This is a genomic window from Flavobacterium sp., assembly GCF_029945805.1.
Lineage (GTDB): Bacteria > Bacteroidota > Bacteroidia > Flavobacteriales > Flavobacteriaceae > Flavobacterium.
Map to the genome: position 1 here is coordinate 24650 of NZ_JAQSDH010000014.1, position 19541 is coordinate 44190.

Here is a 19541-nt window from a genome sequence, read left to right on the forward strand (position 1 = left end):
AGTGTTATCTATCGAAGAGCAAACGCTTTCCAACGCGAATATCTTTAACTTTAAAATTTTGATATACTAATTCGCCGTTTACAAAAGTATGTGTAATTCTTGATTTAAAATTGAATCCCTCAAAAGGCGACCAACCGCATTTTGCGAGAATATTTTCTTTCTTTACGTTCCACGGCAAACTTGGATTTACTAGCACCAAATCGGCATAGAAACCTACTTTTATGAATCCGCGTTTTTCGATTTTAAAAATCTTTGCTGGATTATGGCACATCTTTTCCACAATTTTCTCTACCGAAATTTTCCCTTGATGATTGGCCTCAAACATCGCTACGACCGCATGCTGAACTAATGGGCCTCCGGATGGAGCTTTTAAATAAGATTGTTTTTTCTCTTCTAAAGTATGTGGTGCATGATCCGTAGCAATAACATCTATTCGGTCATCCAATAAAGCTTCCCATAGAGCAGCTCTGTCTTGAGTAGTTTTTATTGCCGGATTCCATTTAATCAAATTGCCTTTAGTTTTATAATCTTCATCTGAAAACCACAAATGATGAATACAAACTTCAGCTGTAATTTGTTTCTCCTCTAGCGGAATTTTATTGGTAAAAAACTCCAATTCTTTTGCGGTTGAAATATGGAAAATATGTAATCTTGCCCCAGTTTTTTTGGCTAATGCAACAATTCGCTCCGTCGATTTATAGCAGGCTTCTTCACTTCTAATTTGCGGATGCAACTCAACTGGGATATCTTCACCGTATGCCAATTTAAATTTTTCAAGATTGGCTTTTACCGTCTGCTCGTCTTCACTATGTACAGCAATTAATAGTTTAGTGTTAGAAAATATTTTTTCTAACGATTCCGTGCTATCCACGAGCATATCGCCTGTAGAAGAACCCAAAAATAGTTTTAATCCAGCAACATTTTTTGGATTTGTTTTTAAGATTTCCTCAAGATTATCATTTGTTCCACCCATCATAAATGAATAGTTAGCATATGAAGTTTGCGCAGCAATCTTATATTTTTCTTCTAGGATCTCCTGAGTAACCGCATTCGGAATCGTGTTGGGCTGTTCAATAAAAGAGGTGATTCCGCCAGCAACTGCAGCAGCACTTTCCGAAGCAATATCGCCTTTGTACGTTAATCCTGGTTCGCGAAAATGGACCTGGTCATCAATAGCGCCCGGAATTAGATAACTCCCTTCGGCATCAATGATTTTACAATTGGAAGATTTTGGACTGATGCTTTCGGCAATCTCAACGATGAATTCGTTTTCAATCAAAACATCGCCTTCAAAAATGGTTCCTTCGTTTACAATCTTGGCATTCTTAATTAAAACGGTGTTCATTTTTGGTATCATAATTTATTAAAAAACTTTCTAAATCTAAGAGAAATAACTCCAAAAATGGCTTCTTTAATAATGGAGCCGCTCATTTTGGATTGTCCCTTTGTCCTGTCCGTAAAAATGACTGGCACTTCTTGTATATTAAAATTCTTGGCGTAAGCCCTATATTTCATCTCGATCTGAAACGCGTACCCTATGAATTTTATTCTGTCTAAATTTATTGTTTCTAGAACTTTTCTTTTGTAGCAAATGAATCCTGCTGTGGCATCCATGATTTTCATTCCGGTAATCATTCGAACATAAACGGACGCGAAATAGGAAAGCAACACTCGGCTCAAAGGCCAATTTACGACATTTACACCTGTAACATAACGCGAACCAATTACTAAATCTGCACCATTAAAATGGCAGGTCTCATATAATCTCTCTAAGTCATTTGGATTATGCGAAAAATCCGCGTCCATTTCAAAAACATACTCATAGTGACGCTCAAGTGCCCACTTAAATCCGTGTACATAAGCGGTTCCTAAACCCGACTTTTTCATTCTGACGGACAAAAACAATTTGTGAGGAAACTCTTTTTGCAGTTCCATAACTTTTTCTGCCGTTTTATCTGGAGAATTATCGTCAACTATAAGAACGTGAAAGCTTTTTCGTAATGAAAAAACTGCACGAATAATACTTTCAATGTTCTCAATTTCGTTATAAGTGGGAATAATTACAATGCCGTCGCTCATGCTAAGTGTCGTCAAACTTCGTTGCAAAAATAAACTTTTTATTAGAGTACTATCTTAATAATTTTATAATAATTTAACAATTAAAAATTAGTAATTTTGCGGAGACTATGATAGAACTTGTTTTACAGCCCCGAATACTAGAAACGAAAGATTGGGCAACTTATCTTTTCATTTTTTCTTTTGTTTTAATTGCTATCACCAAGACTGCTTTTGAAGGAAGATTTAGCGAATTTTTGAGGATTTTAGTTTCTGATAAGTACATCAAAATCTACAAAGACAGTTCCCATTTGATGAGTGGTTTCACTATCTTACTATTTATTGTTCAAGTGATTTCATTTTCCTTTTTTATCCAGTTGCTGCTCTATCATTTTGATTACATAACCTCTAAGACAGATTGGGTAACTTTTCTCCGCATATTCACCTTTTTAGGAGTATTTGTAGTATCAAAATTCCTAATCGAAAAAATCGTAGCAGCTGTTTTTAATATTGAAGAATTCACAGAACAATTCAATTTGCAGAAAGTTAGCTATCGAACATTTATCGGTATGATCTTGCTTCCGGTAAACATCTATTTGTTTTATAACAATTACATATCAAATATTTTGATTTATTGCGTTATTATTATGATTTTGGTAATAAATTTATATTCTTATCTCATTTCTCTAAAAATTTATCAAAATATACTTATTGGTAAAATCTTTTATTTTATTTTGTATCTTTGCGCACTTGAAATAGCCCCCTACTATTTCATATATTATTTGATGAAAAAAAATCTAGTCCATTAAAATGTCAAATTTGAAAGTGAAAACAATTTTGGTGTCACAACCAGAGCCAAAAGTAGAGAATTCACCTTATTTTGATTTACAGCAAAAGCATAAGGTAAAAATAGATTTCCGCTCATTTATACATGTTGAAGGTGTAAATGCCAAAGATGTAAGGGCTCAAAAAATAGACCTTAATAACTTTACAGCCATAATTTTAACAAGTAGAAATTCTGTCGATCATTTTTTTAGAGTCGCAGAAGAAATGCGTTATAAAGTTCCTGAAGATTTAAAGTATTTTTGTCAGTCGGAAGCAATTGCTTATTACCTGCAGAAATATGTGGTTTATAGAAAACGTAAAATCTATGTTGGCCAAAAAGACTTTGTGGATATGTCGCCGTTGATTAAAAAATACAAAGAAGAAAAGTTTCTTTTGCCTGCTTCAGACCAATTGAATTTTGACATTCCTCAAACGTTAAATAATCTGAAGGTTGAATGGACACAAGCTGTTTTTTATAAAACCGTAATGAGTGATTTGTCTGATTTGGCAGATGTTTATTATGATATTTTGGCTTTCTTTAGTCCAACTGGAATTAAGTCATTGTTCAAAAATTTTCCTGATTTTAAACAAAACAACACCCGTATTGCTGTTTTTGGAAGCACTACTCAAAAAGAAGCTTTGGACAGTGGATTGCGAGTTGATATTTTAGCTCCAACACCAGACACACCCTCAATGACAATGGCTCTAGAGCGCTATATAATTGAAGCCAACAAAGGAAAATAATACATTAGTATACAACATAAAAAAAGCCATTCTCAATTAAGTGAATGGCTTTTTCCTTTTGGTTAGGTTTGTTTTTTTTATAGCTGTGGTCCTGCTTTAACCAAGCTCTGACCTTCATTGTTATCGGTGTATTGCTCGAAATTCTTAATAAAAAGCGAGGCTAAGTTATTGGCCTTTGAATCCCAATCGGAAGCATTTTCATAAGTATCTCTCGGATCTAATATTGTTGCATTTACATCATGCAAAGATGTTGGAACTTCAAGATTGAATACGGGAACCGTTTTAGTTTCCGCTTTTTCGATAGAACCATCAAGGATTGCGTCAATAATAGCACGTGTATCTTTTATAGAAATACGTTTTCCTGTTCCGTTCCAACCGGTATTGACCATATATGCTTTCGCTTCATTTTGTTCCATTTTTTTAACCAATTCTTCTCCATACTTTGTTGGATGTAATGATAAAAATGCTTTTCCGAAACAAGCAGAAAATGTTGGAGTTGGTTCTGTAATTCCGCGTTCTGTCCCAGCTAGTTTTGCTGTAAATCCAGAAAGGAAATAATACTTAGTCTGCTCCGGAGTTAATTTAGAAACTGGTGGCATTACTCCAAAAGCATCAGCTGTTAAGAAAATCACCTTATTAGCATGACCCGCCTTAGAAATTGGCTTTACAATATTATGGATATGATAAATTGGATATGAAACTCTGGTGTTTTGAGTTACCGAAGTATCTGCAAAATCGATTTTACCATCAGCATCAACAGTTACATTTTCTAATAACGCATCTCTTTTAATAGCTCCGTAAATATCTGGTTCGTTTGCTTTACTTAAATCAATTGTTTTAGCATAACATCCGCCTTCAAAATTAAAAACGCCCTCATCATCCCATCCGTGCTCATCATCGCCTATTAATTGACGTTTTGGATCAGTCGATAATGTCGTTTTCCCTGTTCCCGAAAGACCAAAGAAAACAGCAACATCACCGTTCTCACCTTTATTTGCTGAACAGTGCATTGAAGCAATTCCTTGTAATGGCAAATAGTAGTTCATCATAGAGAACATTCCCTTTTTCATTTCGCCACCATACCAAGTTCCTCCAATGATTTGGATTTTCTCCGTCAAATTAAAAGCAACATATACATCAGAATTTAATTTGTATTCCGCAAAATCTTTGAAAGAAGTTTTAGAAGCATTCATCACAATGAAATCAGGCTCACCAAACTTCTCTAATTCAGCTTCAGATGGGCGTATAAACATATTAAGCACGAAATGCGCTTGCCATGCTACCTCCATAATGAAGCGAACTTTTAATCGCGTATTTTCATTGGCACCACAAAAAGCATCAACAACGTATAATTTCTTATTCGATAATTGCGTTGTCGTAGTTTCTTTTAACGCATTCCATGTGTTTTGCGTAATCGGTTTATTGTCATTGACCGCTTTATCTGAATTCCACCAAATTGTGTTTTCAGTAATGCTATCTTTAACAATATATTTATCTTTTGGTGAACGACCAGTAAAAACCCCAGTCATAACATTTACAGCTCCAAGTTCGGTTAGCTGACCTTTTTCATATCCGACTAAATCCGGATTCAATTCATCATTATATAATTTTTCAAAGGACGGATTATAAATGATTTCGTGAACATTTGTAATCCCATATTTCTCTAACGAAATCGATTTCGTTGTTTGAGCGTAATTCTCCATAGAAATTAGTTTGTGTTGCATTATAAATTAGAGTACAAAGGTAAAAATTATATTGTAGAAACTATTTTTTTATTAAAATATTATCGTTTTGCTTTTACACTATTATAAAATAAAATACCCCAAGCCACTATTAATAAGGCTCCACCTATTGGAGTGATTGGTCCAACAAATTTGAAATCAACTCCACTTATAGGTCTTGTAGCTAAAAGATAAATCGAACCTGAGAAGAAAATTACTCCAAAAATTACTAATCGCAGAATGGTTTGTTTGGCTTTCTCATTTAATAAAGTATTCATTCCCAAAAACAGTAAAAACAAGGCATGATACATTTGATATTTTACACCGGTTTCAAAAGAAGCAAGCTGCTCGATTGATAAGTGTTTTTTTAGAGCATGTGCACCAAATGCTCCCAAAATAATTGCGGTTATTCCCATCAAAGCTGCGACAGAAGTTATTTTTCTTTCCATTTTTATAAGTCTATACTAAAAGACAAATTTATTCGTTATCTGATTAACTATAAAGAAAATTTACAATTCTTTTTACTATAAAGTTTTCGGGATGAACCATTTTAAAAATTTTATATTTGCACCATTAAATTTAAAACATGAAATCAAAGAGTCAGGAATACATACCCACCACTAATCAAAGCATGAATAAAAAAACATTCTTTTTTCTTTGTTCTTTTTTCATTTTATGTTCTTTAACAACGATGAATAGTCAAACGATTAAAGCTGGTGAAAAACTAGTTTTTGTAGGCTCTTATAATATGAGTGGATTGATGACGCAATTGGCACAAGTTACTATGTCGACTGAAAATGTTACTACAGCTAAAAATACTTATCTCCATTTAAGTTGTGAACTGTCAACTTATAGTAAGTGGGATTCCTTTTTCAAAATTCGCGACTTATATGAATCCTATGTAAATCCTATCAACTTGAAACCTAGTTTATACAAAAGAAGCATTGATGAAGGCGGTTACACCAAAAAAGAAAAATACGTTTTTAAAGGCACTACTGTTTCTAGTACAATGAAAAAAAAGAACAGGCCAGAAACCCAAAAAACTTTCACAATCGGCGCAACAACACAAGATGTGATTTCGTTATTATACAAAGTAAGAACGATGGATTTATCGAAATTCAAAGTCGGACAAACACAAAACTTAATGATTGTTTTCGATGAAAAGCAAATTCCAGTTACTTTGAAATACATGGGAAAAGAAACCATTTCTGCTGGAAATTTAGGCAAAAAAGAATGTTACAAATTATCAATTGGAGCCAAAACTGATGCGTTAAAAGGAAAAGACAAAAATCTTATTTGGCTTACTGCCGATGACAAGAAAGTTCCGGCTTTACTTAAATTCAGCATTCCTGTAGGAACGGGACAATTGGTTTTAACCTCAGCTAGCGGAATCTAATCATGAGAAAAACACTCTTAGTCGTAGCAATTCTATTTACCCTTTTAGCTATCGTTTTTGCACTATTACCATTGGACACAATCGCTTTTTTACCAATTGGACTCGCCGTATTGTTTTCCTTATTATTACTTAAAAAGTCAGCGGATAAGCAAAAGCAACTTCCTAAAATTTTATTATTAGTAACCGTTATTGCCTCTGCATTTGTATTAGGAAAAACGCTTTTAATAAAAGACGAAGTGATACAAGACACTAAATTCGAGCAACAAAAAATTGAAACCAAACAAGAAGCCAAACAAGAACTTGAAACGCTTGAAAAGGATTTAGAATAACAATAAAAAACCGCATGAGAAACATTTTAATCATTGGAGCCGGACGTTCTGCATCATCGTTAATACAATACTTATTAAATAAATCTACTTCTGAGCAATTGCATCTGACTATTGGCGATTTGTCATTGGAATTGGCGCAGCGCAAAACCAATAATCATCCGAATGCTACTGCTATTGCTTTAGACATTCATAATGTGGAACAACGTCAGGCCGAAATTCAGAAAGCAGCTATCGTAATTTCGATGCTTCCGGCGCACATGCACATTGACGTAGCCAGAGATTGTGTGACTTTTAAGAAAAATATGGTTACGGCTTCTTACATTTCAGATGCGATGCAAAGTCTGGATGCGGATGCGAAAGCAAACAATCTGATTTTCATGAACGAAATTGGGCTCGACCCTGGAATTGATCACATGAGTGCCATGAAAGTGATTCATGAAATTGAAGCCAAAGGTGGAAAAATGGTTTTATTCGAATCGTTCTGTGGCGGATTAGTCGCTCCCGAATCGGATACTAATCTATGGAATTATAAGTTCACTTGGGCACCGAGAAATGTAGTTTTGGCCGGACAAGGTGGCGCTGCAAAATTCATTCAAGAAGGAAAATACAAATACATTCCGTATCACAAATTGTTTAGAAGAACTGAGTTTTTATTTGTAGAAGGTTTCGGAAAATTTGAAGGCTATGCCAATCGTGATTCGTTGAAATACCGAAGTGTTTATGGTTTGGATGATGCGTTGACAGTGTATCGCGGAACGATTCGTCGTGTTGGATTTTCGAAAGCATGGAACATGTTTGTGCAATTGGGGATGACCGATGATACTTATGTTTTAGATGATTCTGAAAACTTAACTTACCGCGACTTTATCAATTTATTTTTACCTTATTCCCCAACGGATTCTGTGGAAATTAAAGCCCGTTTGCAACTCGGTATTGAGCAAGATGATATCATGTGGGACAAGTTATTGGAATTGGATTTATTCAACCCAAATAAAAAAGTGGGTTTACCCAATGCTACTCCGGCACAAATTTTAGAACATATTTTAAACGCCAGCTGGACATTACAAGAAAACGATAAAGACATGATTGTGATGTACCACAAGTTTGGATACGAAATCAATGGTGAACACAAACAAATAGATGCCAAAATGGTTTGCATTGGCGATGACCAAACGTATACTGCGATGGCTAAAACTGTTGGATTACCTGTTGCGATGGCTGCCATTCAAATACTGAACGGAAAGATAACAACTCCTGGGGTTCAATTGCCAATTACCAGAGAAGTTTATGAACCTATTCTAAAAGAACTTGAAGAATTTGGAGTAATTTTCAATGAAACTGAAATGCCGTATATCGGATACAATCCTGATAAGTTGATTGGAAATTAATAGTATTATGAAGAATATACAACCGGTTTACATCTACATTTTTGGTAGTATGCTAATTTTAATTGGTGGTTCTTTTAAAGATACTCCAGCAATTCATTATACACTTTCTGCTTTAGGATTCGTATTTGTTATATTAGGGATTGTCAAATACTTTCGTGATAAATAAAGAGTACGATGAATTCAGCTATTTACTAACCAAGATCTTAACTGATTTTGGTTTTTTTGTTTAGAATTAAAACTTAATGCTTAATTTTAATTTCTAAATTCTACTAAATGAAGATAAATCAACTACAAATAGAAATTGACGGCATCGATAAGGAAATCCTTCGTGACTTGATGGAAGATGCTCGAAAACCGATATTACAAATTGCTAATAAGATCGGAATATCGGGTGCGGCGATTCACCAACGTCTCAGAAAACTGGAAGATGCTGGTGTCATTGCAAGTTCTAAATTGATTGTAGACAACAAAGTGCTGGGTTATAAAACGATGGCGTTTATTGGCATTTACTTGGATAAAGCGTCGAGTAACTCGGAAGCCGTGAAAGAACTGAAAAAGATTCCAGAAGTATTGGAATGCCATTACACCACGGGAAACTGGAGCATTTTGATTAAGATGATTTGCCGCGATAACGAACATTTGATGCAATTACTCAACAAGAAGATTCAACCGATTGATGGCGTTTCGAGAACGGAGACGTTTATTTCTTTAGACCAGCAGATAGAGCGGCAGATTCAGCTTTAGACTAGCTTAGACAATTTAGATTTTTAGACTTCTTAGACCGGATTCGAAATGGATTGCTGACTAGCCCCGACAGCAGTGGCATCCCGATTTTTTTCGGGATAGAACGGATGGCGGGAATTACCCTTACTGAAACTGCCCGAACCATTCGCTCCTAACTAAAAAAAATCCGCTACTGTTGTAACGGATTTTATATATTATGAGTTTTTAGTATTTGCACTCTCCTTAGGTTCCACAATAATGTGACTCCAATTTTCACCGCTTTTGATGCGATGTACTTGCATTTCGCTGATGCCAAATTGCTTGGCCAACATTTTAATACGCGTTTTACGATTGGGATCTTGTAATAATTTTTTCAAATAAATAACTCGGGTTGTGGTCAGCTTTTTACCGTCAGCCTTTATGTTGTGCTCGATTAGCTTCTTCTTCGAGTTAATTATGTGCGGACTTCTTCTTACGTGCTCTTTAAATTCTTCGGGGGTGACCCATTTTAAATTGCTCACCAAATCATTATCGCGAACATAATCTAAATGGATCATATGCACTTGATCTTCTGACGTTTTGGGAATGAATAATTCGGCTACAAGTTTATAGATAAACGTATTAAAATAGGTTTTTTTACCGTTTATAACTTTAGTGTACCGAAATACTCTGTAGCCATCTGCGAGAGATCCTTTAAGTAAATTACCTTTCTGTACAGTCGTTGTAAAGCTAATCAACCTACCTCTGTTTGAAACAGCATATTTGTATTTCATAGCTTCTTTTACTTCGATTTCTCGAAATACTTCGTTTGGATAAAATCTTATCATGTTGTGGTATTTTGATAATGTTCGAAATTACAAAAAAAAAATCAATACACATTCTTAAAATATCCTTCAATCTCATGCAGGCTAAGGGATGAAAGAAAGAGATTACTATAATGCCTTTAATTGAATTCTAAATAAAAAATCCGTCTTACTTTTCTATCAAGACGGATTGTTCTATTTATCTTCTATCGCCAAAAACCTGCAGTGCCCAGTAGAGTAAAGAAGCTAATGCTCCGATAGCCGCCACTACATAAGTTCTTGCTGCCCATTTTAATGCATCTTCGGCACCAGCATATTCTTGTTGGGTTAGCATATTCTTATTTTTCAACCAAGCTAACGCTCTATTACTTGCGTCATATTCGACAGGAAGCGTGATAAAACTGAATGCCGTCGCAACAGCCATCAAAAGTAATCCTGCCACAGCGACATAAAATCCAAAGCCTAAACCAGCGGCTGCACCTAAAATTAATCCCCCAAAAATAAGCCATTGGGATAAGGTTGATGAAACATTCACAATGGGCACCAATTGCGAACGGAGTTGCAACATCGCATAGCTTTTTGCATGTTGCACGGCGTGTCCGCATTCATGAGCAGCCACGGCAGCAGCGGAGGCGTTTCGTTGATTGTACACTCCTTCGCTTAGGTTTACGGTTTTATCTGTGGGATTGTAATGATCCGTTAATTGACCTGGAGTAGAAATGACTTTTACATCATATATTCCGTTATCGTTTAGCATTTGAGTCGCGATTTCAGCACCACTCATGCCGTTGCGCAATTGCACGCGCGAATAATATTCGAATTTACTTTTTAGTTTGGAGCTTACGGCAAAACTTACCAAAGCTATAATTCCTAGCAATATATAATATCCTAACATAATTTGTTGTTTTAAATGTTACAACGATTCATCAAATTGCACGCCAGTAGCAAAACAATGACAACTTGGCATTTATCGGCAGTAGGTTATGAAGGCAATTAACTCGGCGCCTTCATAATAGGTGAAGGAAACGTTTATGATTTCGTAACCTGCATTCGCTTTAGCATTTAGAAATTGTTCTACTTTCTCGGTAAGTTTTTCCTTCATGCTTCCGAAACCAGCGCTCTCTGTAATAGTATGTACTTCAAATTTTTTCATGATACTTTTGAATTAAATTTAAATCTTAGACGGAGATTTTAAAAAAGGTTACAAAAAACCCCAAACTCATTGCTGAATTTGGGATTGAATTTGAGATAGCACTTCGACAGGCTCAGTGTGACACTTGTTGTATTCGATAAGCTTAATTACTAGGGACGATGATTGACTTAAGAAAAATACTCTTCCTTGAAAATTAGGGAAACTACTGTGTTATCCTACCAGATTAATTACTTTACCTGGAACTATTATTACTTTATTTGGTGTTTTACCGTCTAGTTGCTTGATGGTTCTTTCGTCAGCCATTACAATTTCCTGAATTTGAGCAACGGTTAAATCTAACGGTAATTTAATCGTGAAACGCATTTTTCCGTTAAACGAAACTGGATATTCTTTTTCAGATTCTACTAAGTACTTCTCTTCACAGATTGGAAAAGCAACGGTTGAAATTGAACCTTCGTGACCCAATTGACTCCATAATTCTTCGGCGATATGGGGTGCATACGGCGAAATGGTGATTGCTAGTGGTTCTAAGATTTTTCGATGATGGCATTTTAGTGCCGCCAATTCGTTTACGCAAATCATAAATTGGGAAACCGAAGTATTGAACGAGAAATTCTCGATGTCTTCCGTAACTTTTTTGATGGTTTTGTGAAGCGATTTGTACATGTCTGCTGTTGGTTCTTCCTCAGTGATATTCAAACCCGTGTTGTCATCAAAATACAAACGCCATAGTTTTTTCAGGAAGCCTGAAACTCCTGTAATTCCGGCAGTATTCCATGGTTTTGCTTGTTCTAACGGGCCAAGAAACATTTCGTATAATCGCAACGTATCGGCACCGTAATCATTACAAATGTCATCAGGATTGACCACATTGTATTTTGATTTGGACATTTTTTCGACTTCGCGACCAACGATGTATTTGCCGTTTTCTGTAATGAATTCAGCATTAGCATAATCAGAATATAACGGATGCTTTTTGAAAGCTTCAATATCTAATTCATTCGTAATGTCATTGATTACAGCTAAGTCAACATGGATTGGAGTAAAATGTTTCCAATCTGCTGCTGAACTTCTTATGTTTTTGTGATAAGAAACTAATTTTTCTAATACTTCTTTTGCTTGGTCATTAACTTCAGAAATGAATCCATTTTCTTTAATGGATTTTTCAATTAATCCTTTGCTAATAAAAATAACTTTGCGATTTTGAACTTCAGATTTTGAATCAATACCATACTCCCATCTATAAACAAACGCACTCATCCCCAAAATCATTCCCTGATTAATCAGTTTTTTGAATGGTTCTTCGGTTGGTGCGTAGCCTCTGTCTTTTAGGAATTTATTCCAAAAACGTGAGTATAATAAATGTCCGGTGGCGTGTTCGCTTCCGCCGATGTATAAATCTACGTTTTCCCAATATTTGATGGCATCTGCTGAAGCTATTTCGTTTTCATTGTGCGCATCCATATAGCGCATCCAATACCACGAACTTCCTGCCCAACCTGGCATGGTGTTTAATTCTAATAGAAATACTTTTTCATTATCAACAAAATCATTGTTTACAATAACATTATTTACGCTATCCCAAGCCCAATTCGTAGCGTTTCCTAAAGGCGGCTGACCGTCTTCGGTTGGCAGATACTTTTCAACTTCTGGCAATACAATTGGAAGGTATTTTGAGTCAATCATTTGCGGCATTCCGTTTACATAATACACTGGGAACGGTTCACCCCAATACCTTTGGCGAGAAAATACCGCATCACGCAAACGGTAATTGGTTTTGCCTTTACCTTGACGGATGGCTTCCAATTCTTCGATGATTTTTTTGGTTCCAGCTTTGTATCCTAAACCGTTTAAGAAATCAGAGTTTATCAATTCAAATCCATCTTTGCTTCCAAAAGCCTCTTTTGAAATATCCTGATTGAAAATATTTTTGATTTCGGGCATTCCTCCCGATACTTCGGGATTGCCTTTGAAATGATTGGCAAATGCATAATCTCTTTCGTCGCCACACGGAACCGCCATTACAGCGCCTGTCCCGTACCCTGCTAAAACGTAATCGCCAATCCAAACTGGAATTGATTCTTTGGTAAATGGATGTTCTACATAAGCGCCAGTGAAAACTCCAGAAATGGTTTTTACATCTGCCATTCTTTCTCGTTCTGAACGTTTGGCTGTAGCTTCAACATAAGCTTCAACCGCTGCTTTTTGTTCAGAGCTAGTGATTTTATCTACTAATTCGTGTTCAGGAGCCAAGGTCATAAACGTCACGCCAAAGATGGTGTCAGGACGGGTTGTAAATACTGAAATACGCTCTCTTGAATGCTCAACATTAAAATCTACTGTAGCGCCTACTGACTTTCCAATCCAGTTTCGCTGTGATTCTTTGATGGATTCGCTCCAATCAATAGTTTCTAAACCTTGTAATAATCTTTCGGCATAAGCAGAAATTCGCATCGACCATTGCGTCATTTTTTTACGAATAACAGGATGTCCGCCACGTTCGGAAACTCCATTTACAATCTCATCGTTGGCTAAAACGGTTCCCAATGCTGGACACCAGTTTACTTCGGTTTCTGCCAAATAGGTTAATCGGTATTGCAAAAGGATTTTTTGTTTTTCTTCTTCCGAAAATCCACGCCATTCGGACGGAAAGAAAACCGCAACATTATCATCACAAACCGCGTTGACGTTGGTATTTCCACCCATTTCAAAATTTGAAATAAGGGTCGAAATGTCTTCGGCTTTGTCAGTATCTTTATTGTACCACGAATTGAATAATTGGATAAAAATCCACTGCGTGTGTTTGTAATAATCGGGATTTGAAGTGCGCACTTCTCTACTCCAATCGAATGAAAATCCAATTTTGTCTAGTTGTTCCCGGTAGCGCGCAATATTCTCACGGGTTGTTTTTTCGGGATGTTGTCCGGTTTGGATGGCGTATTGCTCTGCCGGAAGTCCAAATGAATCATAGCCTTGCGGATGCAGTACATTAAATCCTTTATGCCGTTTGAAACGCGCAACAATATCAGAAGCAATATAGCCTAACGGATGTCCCACGTGCAAGCCTGCTCCGGATGGATACGGAAACATGTCGAGCACATAATATTTTGGTTTGTCACTAGTATTTGATGCCGCAAAAGTTTGGTTTTGAGCCCAATATTTTTGCCATTTTTCTTCTATTTTTTCGTGGAAATACTTCATTTGATAAGTTACAAAGTTGCAAAGTTGCAGAGTTACAAAGTTGCCGATGATTATAAAAATTCAATTCGTTTACTTTTCTAGCCCCGATTGTAGTGGAAATCCTTTTTAATGTTTTGTACTTTGACAAGCTCAGTAGGACAAAACAATAAAAAGATTGCAACGGAAAGCGGGAAAATGGTTTACTGAAACTGCGCAAGCCATTCGCTGTCATAAAAATTAAGCGGCAAATTTACATTTAATATAATAAAATTAAAAGTTTGTACGTTATAAAGAAGAAAAACAATTTTCTTTATTATTTTTACCACATCAAAATACTAATTATGTCATCATCATTTGAAAAGTTTCAAAAACGCAGGGTTCTTACCTCTTATTTTTCGGTAGTACTTAGCATCTTTTTAGTGCTGTTTTTATTGGGGATTTTGGGTCTTTTTGTCATCAATTCCAAGCGATTATCGGATAATTTTAAAGAAGAAATTGCCATGACTGTTTTCTTCAAAACAGAAGCTGCGGATTCCACAATTACCGCTTTTACCAACGAATTGAAAACAGCTGCTTTTGCGCGATCTTTTGAATATGTTTCGAAAGAAGATGCAGCGAAGAAACACATGAAGGTCATTGGCGAAGATTTTATGCAGTTTTTAGGCGTGAATCCGTTACAAAATTCGTTTGACATTCACTTGAAAGCCGATTATGTTACGAATGAAGGCATTGCTAAAATAGAAAGTCGTTTGCGTAAGAACGAAATGATTGCCGATATTGTTTACGACAAACAATTGGTGACATTGGTGAATGACAACATCAAAAACATTAGTATGTGGATTTTGATTATCAGCTGTGTTTTTGCATTTGTTTCGGTATTACTTATCAATAGTTCATTGCGATTGTCCATTTTTGCGAACCGATTTATCATTAAAACGATGCAGATGGTTGGTGCGACAAAATCGTTTATCAGAAAACCATTTATTGAACGAAGTGTTTATTTAGGATTGATTGGTTCTGCTTTAGCGATAGTGGCGTTGATCGGTGTGTTGGCTTATATTGAAGTGAACTTTCCAAATCTTGGAATTCTTGGAGATAAAATTGCGATTGCAGCGGTTCTTGGCGGCGTTTTGGTTCTTGGAGTGGTGATTACTTACATCAGCACGTATTTCGCGACACAACGTTTCTTGAACTTGAGAACGGATGATCTTTATTAGAAAGATAATAGACTGATAGATAATAGACTTACAGAAAATATATAATTATGAAAAATAACGAGCAACAACCCGATTTTCTTTTTGAAAGAGCAAACTATACCATCCTATTTATTGGAATTGCGGTTATTGCTTTAGGATTTATCTTAATGAGTGGCGGTGGAAGTGATGATCCGAAAGTTTTTAGTGAAGATGTATTCAGTTGGAGAAGAATCCGTTTGGCACCAACGGTAGTTTTGATTGGTTTCGGAATTACGATTTATTCCATCTTTAAAAAGAGCAAATAAATTTGCTTAGACATCTTAGAATCAATTAGACATTTTAGAAAATAAGTTTAAATCTATGAAGTCTAAAAGGTCTAACTAATCTAAAAATCTAAATTAATGGATTATTTACAAGCCATTGTATTGGCTATTATTGAAGGAATAACCGAATTTCTTCCTGTTTCTTCGACTGGTCACATGATTATTGCTTCTTCTTTTTTTGGGATAGCACATGACGATTTTACCAAATTATTCACGGTTGTTATTCAGCTTGGCGCAATACTTTCAGTCGTAGTTTTGTATTTCAAACGCTTTTTTCAGACGTTTGATTTTTACTTTAAACTATTGGTTGCCTTTATTCCGGCGGTTGTTTTTGGATTGCTTTTCAGCAAAAAAATTGATGCTTTATTAGAAAATCCTGTAACTGTTGCAGTTTCATTGGTTCTAGGCGGAATCATTTTACTAAAGGTCGACGATTGGTTTACAGCAAACGAAGAAACGGATACGATAGAGCATATAACCTATCCAACCGCCTTAAAAATTGGATTGTTCCAATGTTTGGCAATGATTCCGGGAGTTTCCCGTAGTGGCGCGAGTATAATTGGCGGAATGTCACAAAAATTATCAAGAACTACAGCGGCAGAATTTTCATTTTTCTTAGCGGTACCGACTATGCTTGGCGCGACGGTTAAGAAATGCTATGATTATTATAAAGATGGATTTATATTGTCAGACGACCAAATTAACCTGTTGATTATTGGGAATGTTGTGGGTTTTATTGTAGCGATGCTGGCCATTAAATCGTTCATCGGATACTTATCAAAACACGGATTCAAAATGTTTGGATATTACAGAATCGGTGCTGGTTTGGCCATTCTAATTATTCATTTTTTCATCTTCAAATTAACAAGCATTTAATGACTGCGGAAGATTATTTAGAAGGTCAAATTCTTTTGATTGACAAGCCGTTGAAATGGTCTTCGTTTCAGGCGGTCAACAAGTTGAAATACATTTTGAAACGTCAGTATGATCTTCCGAAGAAATTCAAAATTGGTCATGCCGGAACTTTAGATCCATTAGCAACAGGTTTACTTATTGTTTGTACTGGAAAATTCACCAAACGCATTACGGAAATTCAGGCTCAAGCCAAAGAATATACTGGAACTTTTACAATTGGAGCCACTACGCCTTCTTACGATTTAGAAACAGAAATCGACGCTACTTTTCCAACAGAGCATATTTCTTCCGAGTTAATTCAGGAAACTATCAAACAGTTTCTTGGTGAAATCGACCAGAAACCGCCTGTTTTCTCCGCTATCAAAAAAGACGGAAAACGGTTGTATGAACATGCTCGTGCTGGCGAAGAAGTAGAAATAGCGTTTAGAAAAACAACGATTCACGAATTTGAAATCACACGAATTCAGTTGCCAGAAATCGACTTTAGAGTGGTTTGTAGTAAAGGAACGTATATTCGTTCACTCGCTTTTGACTTTGGAAAAGCACTGCATTCAGGCGCTTATTTATCGGTTTTACGCCGGACTAAAATTGGGCATTATTCGGTAAACGATGGCGTTTCTCCTGAAGATTTTGAAAGTGCTCTTACTCCAAATTAACCATCAGATCTAAAATCTCTTTTTGCGTACTCAATCCTTTATCGTGCAAATACCATAGTTGCAAATCGGTTTTCGCTTGTTCATCCACTATTCCGTGTTTTGCTTTGTAATCAATTATTAATTGTCGCGCTTGGGTTGGTCTTGGTCCAAAATCACCTAAAACTTCCAACGTATTTTTATCGAGAATAATCAATTTCGGAATGGATTTCGTTCCATGGGTTAAAAACAGATTGATCAGGTCTTCATTTTCGTCACGAAAAACTAGTTTCAACTCTATTTTTTCTGAATACTGCGCCATCTTATTAATGACAGGAAGAATTTGCGCCGCATCGCCACACCAACCTTCAGAAATGACTAACCAAATATAGTCGCGCTTTAATTGCTTTACTATTTGAATATTTTCATCAGGAATTAAAATCGTCTTATCCAAGCGATTCATTCTGGTTTCGTTCAATTCGCTATAATGCGTTAAATCTTCAGATTGTTCATTTCCTGTTGCCTTTCCTTCTTTTAGCAAAGCCGAAACTACATTTTTATATTCAGTATAAGAGTGACTATTCGCTAAGCTTGTTTCAACAATAGGTGTCATAAATTTTAATTTTGATGGCGTAAAGTTACAAAATGGCATTGCGCTATAACGTGATATAAGTTACGTAATTTTCTTTTTTAACCTTTAGGTTTCAAAAACAGAATATGTTTATATTTGCATCACAAATCAAAAATTGAAATGAAATACAAAAGAATTCTTCTAAAATTAAGCGGCGAAGCTTTAATGGGCGACAGACAATATGGAATTGACCCAAAACGGCTAGCCGAATACGCTGATGAAATTAAAGAAATTCACGACAAAGGTGTAGAAATTGCCATCGTAATTGGTGGTGGAAATATTTTTAGAGGAATTGCTGGTGCAAGTAATGGCATGGACCGAGTTCAAGGCGATTACATGGGAATGTTGGCAACGATTATTAACGGCATGGCTTTACAGGGAGCGTTGGAAGATAAAGGAATGTTGACGCGTTTGCAAACGGCTTTAAAAATTGAAGCGATTGCTGAACCTTATATTAAAAGAAGAGCGGTGCGTCACTTGGAAAAAGGAAGAATTGTTATTTTTGGTGCCGGAACCGGAAATCCGTATTTCACAACAGATACTGCTGCAGTACTTCGTGGTGTTGAAGTGCATGCTGACGTCATTTTGAAAGGAACACGCGTGGATGGAATTTATGATTCGGATCCAGAGAAAAATCCAAATGCGGTTAAATTTGACAGTATTAGTTTTGAAGATGTTATCAAAAAAGGATTGAACGTAATGGATTCTACAGCATTTACCTTAAGTCAAGAGAATGAACTACCGATTGTAGTTTTTGATATGAATACCAAAGGAAATTTATTAAAAATATGCAGCGGCGAGAATATTGGAACCGTTGTTAAAATATAGACATTTTAGACTGACTTAGATTAGTAGACTTCTTAGATTGTCTAACTAATCTAAATATCTAACTACTCTAGAAATCTGATAAAAATGGAAGAAATAGAATTTATTTTAGACAGTACAAAAGAATCAATGATTGGTTCAATTGCGCATTTAGAAAAAGAATTTTTAAACATTCGTGCAGGAAAAGCAACACCACAAATGTTGGGAAGTGTTTTTGTTGATTATTACGGATCGCAAACACCGCTTTCGCAAGTTTCAAATGTGAGTGTTCCCGATGCGAGAACAATTACCATTCAGCCCTACGAAAAAGCGATGCTTCATCCGATTGAAAAAGCCATAATGATTGCTAATATTGGGTTTAACCCGATGAATAATGGTGATGTAATTATCATCAGTGTTCCTGCTTTGACGGAAGAAAGAAGACGCGATTTGGTTAAGCAAGCGAAAGTAGAAGCGGAAGATGCCAAAATCGGAATCCGAAATGCCCGTAAAGATGCCAATACTGATATTAAGAAATTGGAAAAAGATGGAACTTCAGAAGATGTTTGCAAAACGGCAGAAGACGATATTCAAAAACTGACGGATGGTTTTATTCGAAAAGTGGACGAACATTTGGCAACGAAAGAAGCCGAAATTATGAAAGTGTAACTTTGTTAATTCAATATTAAATCCGTTTCGATGTTTCGGGACGGATTTTTTTAT

22 protein-coding genes are annotated in these 19541 nt (G+C 35.9%); 13 read left to right on the plus strand and 9 right to left on the minus strand.

The annotated features are described in order from the left end of the window. Nucleotides 1–4: 4 nt before the first annotated feature. Nucleotides 5–1345, minus strand: a complete 1341-nt coding sequence (locus PSU83_RS03280; protein ID WP_300586694.1) for a dihydroorotase — start codon at nt 1343–1345, stop codon at nt 5–7. A gap of 8 nt (nt 1346–1353) precedes the next feature. Continuing rightward, nucleotides 1354–2079, minus strand: coding sequence for a polyprenol monophosphomannose synthase (locus PSU83_RS03285; RefSeq protein ID WP_300586761.1), 726 nt, complete (start codon nt 2077–2079; stop codon nt 1354–1356). A 107-nt stretch (nt 2080–2186) separates the two neighbouring features. Between PSU83_RS03285 and PSU83_RS03290 the strand changes: the two genes are divergently transcribed. Continuing rightward, nucleotides 2187–2864: a DUF4271 domain-containing protein gene (locus PSU83_RS03290; protein WP_300586697.1), complete on the plus strand. Its 678-nt coding sequence runs from the start codon at nt 2187–2189 to the stop codon at nt 2862–2864. Between the two features lie 10 nt (nt 2865–2874). Next, on the plus strand, nt 2875–3624 hold the full coding sequence (locus PSU83_RS03295) for a uroporphyrinogen-III synthase (protein WP_300586763.1): 750 nt from the start codon (nt 2875–2877) through the stop codon (nt 3622–3624). 77 nt (nt 3625–3701) lie between these two features. On the opposite strand, the gene pckA is transcribed toward PSU83_RS03295, so the two are convergent. Both pckA and PSU83_RS03305 read right to left on the minus strand, forming a co-directional pair. Then, nucleotides 3702–5327, minus strand: coding sequence for a phosphoenolpyruvate carboxykinase (ATP) (gene pckA, locus PSU83_RS03300; protein ID WP_300586765.1), 1626 nt, complete (start codon nt 5325–5327; stop codon nt 3702–3704). Nucleotides 5328–5407: 80 nt separating this feature from the next. Beyond that, on the minus strand, nt 5408–5794 hold the full coding sequence (locus tag PSU83_RS03305; RefSeq protein WP_300586699.1) for a DUF423 domain-containing protein: 387 nt from the start codon (nt 5792–5794) through the stop codon (nt 5408–5410). 137 nt (nt 5795–5931) lie between these two features. On the opposite strand from PSU83_RS03305, the gene PSU83_RS03310 reads away from it, so the two are divergent. The 5 genes from PSU83_RS03310 (at nt 5932) to PSU83_RS03330 (ending at nt 9202) form a co-directional block, all read left to right on the plus strand. Continuing rightward, nucleotides 5932–6741, plus strand: a complete 810-nt coding sequence (locus PSU83_RS03310) for a DUF3108 domain-containing protein (protein WP_300586701.1) — start codon at nt 5932–5934, stop codon at nt 6739–6741. Nucleotides 6742–6743: 2 nt separating this feature from the next. After that, nucleotides 6744–7070 carry a hypothetical protein gene (locus PSU83_RS03315; protein ID WP_300586702.1) on the plus strand — a complete coding sequence of 109 codons (327 nt, stop codon included), beginning with the start codon at nt 6744–6746 and terminating at the stop codon, nt 7068–7070. Between the two features lie 14 nt (nt 7071–7084). Further along, nucleotides 7085–8458: a saccharopine dehydrogenase C-terminal domain-containing protein gene (locus tag PSU83_RS03320; RefSeq protein ID WP_300586704.1), complete on the plus strand. Its 1374-nt coding sequence runs from the start codon at nt 7085–7087 to the stop codon at nt 8456–8458. A gap of 7 nt (nt 8459–8465) precedes the next feature. Then, nucleotides 8466–8624: a hypothetical protein gene (locus PSU83_RS03325; protein ID WP_300586705.1), complete on the plus strand. Its 159-nt coding sequence runs from the start codon at nt 8466–8468 to the stop codon at nt 8622–8624. Nucleotides 8625–8731: 107 nt separating this feature from the next. Continuing rightward, nucleotides 8732–9202: an Lrp/AsnC ligand binding domain-containing protein gene (locus PSU83_RS03330; protein WP_300586707.1), complete on the plus strand. Its 471-nt coding sequence runs from the start codon at nt 8732–8734 to the stop codon at nt 9200–9202. Nucleotides 9203–9396: 194 nt separating this feature from the next. Here PSU83_RS03330 and PSU83_RS03335 read toward each other — a convergent pair whose 3' ends face one another. The 4 genes from PSU83_RS03335 to PSU83_RS03350 form a co-directional block, all read right to left on the minus strand. Then, nucleotides 9397–10008, minus strand: coding sequence for an NUMOD4 domain-containing protein (locus PSU83_RS03335; RefSeq protein WP_300586709.1), 612 nt, complete (start codon nt 10006–10008; stop codon nt 9397–9399). A gap of 175 nt (nt 10009–10183) precedes the next feature. After that, entirely contained in the window at nt 10184–10879 is a 696-nt protein-coding gene (locus PSU83_RS03340) for a zinc metallopeptidase (RefSeq protein WP_300586711.1), read from the minus strand. 72 nt (nt 10880–10951) lie between these two features. Beyond that, nucleotides 10952–11137 carry a hypothetical protein gene (locus PSU83_RS03345; RefSeq protein WP_300586712.1) on the minus strand — a complete coding sequence of 62 codons (186 nt, stop codon included), beginning with the start codon at nt 11135–11137 and terminating at the stop codon, nt 10952–10954. A 210-nt stretch (nt 11138–11347) separates the two neighbouring features. Next, on the minus strand, nt 11348–14338 hold the full coding sequence (locus tag PSU83_RS03350; protein ID WP_300586714.1) for a class I tRNA ligase family protein: 2991 nt from the start codon (nt 14336–14338) through the stop codon (nt 11348–11350). A 320-nt stretch (nt 14339–14658) separates the two neighbouring features. On the opposite strand from PSU83_RS03350, the gene PSU83_RS03355 reads away from it, so the two are divergent. The 4 genes from PSU83_RS03355 to truB all read left to right on the plus strand — a co-directional run bounded on the left by PSU83_RS03355 (nt 14659) and on the right by truB (nt 17407). Continuing rightward, nucleotides 14659–15534, plus strand: coding sequence for a permease-like cell division protein FtsX (locus PSU83_RS03355; protein WP_300586715.1), 876 nt, complete (start codon nt 14659–14661; stop codon nt 15532–15534). A gap of 47 nt (nt 15535–15581) precedes the next feature. Continuing rightward, nucleotides 15582–15818: a DUF3098 domain-containing protein gene (locus PSU83_RS03360; protein ID WP_300586718.1), complete on the plus strand. Its 237-nt coding sequence runs from the start codon at nt 15582–15584 to the stop codon at nt 15816–15818. Between the two features lie 96 nt (nt 15819–15914). Beyond that, on the plus strand, nt 15915–16712 hold the full coding sequence (locus tag PSU83_RS03365; protein WP_300586721.1) for an undecaprenyl-diphosphate phosphatase: 798 nt from the start codon (nt 15915–15917) through the stop codon (nt 16710–16712). Beyond that, a complete protein-coding gene (truB, locus tag PSU83_RS03370) occupies nt 16712–17407 on the plus strand; it encodes a tRNA pseudouridine(55) synthase TruB (RefSeq protein WP_300586723.1) in 696 nt (231 codons plus the stop codon). Before PSU83_RS03365 ends, truB begins: the two co-directional genes overlap by 1 nt. Here truB and PSU83_RS03375 read toward each other — a convergent pair. Further along, on the minus strand, nt 17394–17996 hold the full coding sequence (locus PSU83_RS03375; protein WP_300586726.1) for a thioredoxin family protein: 603 nt from the start codon (nt 17994–17996) through the stop codon (nt 17394–17396). The genes truB and PSU83_RS03375 overlap by 14 nt on opposite strands. 138 nt (nt 17997–18134) lie before the next feature. Between PSU83_RS03375 and pyrH the strand changes: the two genes are divergently transcribed. After that, entirely contained in the window at nt 18135–18842 is a 708-nt protein-coding gene (gene pyrH, locus PSU83_RS03380; RefSeq protein ID WP_300586728.1) for a UMP kinase, read from the plus strand. Nucleotides 18843–18926: 84 nt separating this feature from the next. Beyond that, nucleotides 18927–19487, plus strand: coding sequence for a ribosome recycling factor (frr, locus tag PSU83_RS03385; RefSeq protein WP_300586729.1), 561 nt, complete (start codon nt 18927–18929; stop codon nt 19485–19487). Nucleotides 19488–19541: the final 54 nt, after the last annotated feature.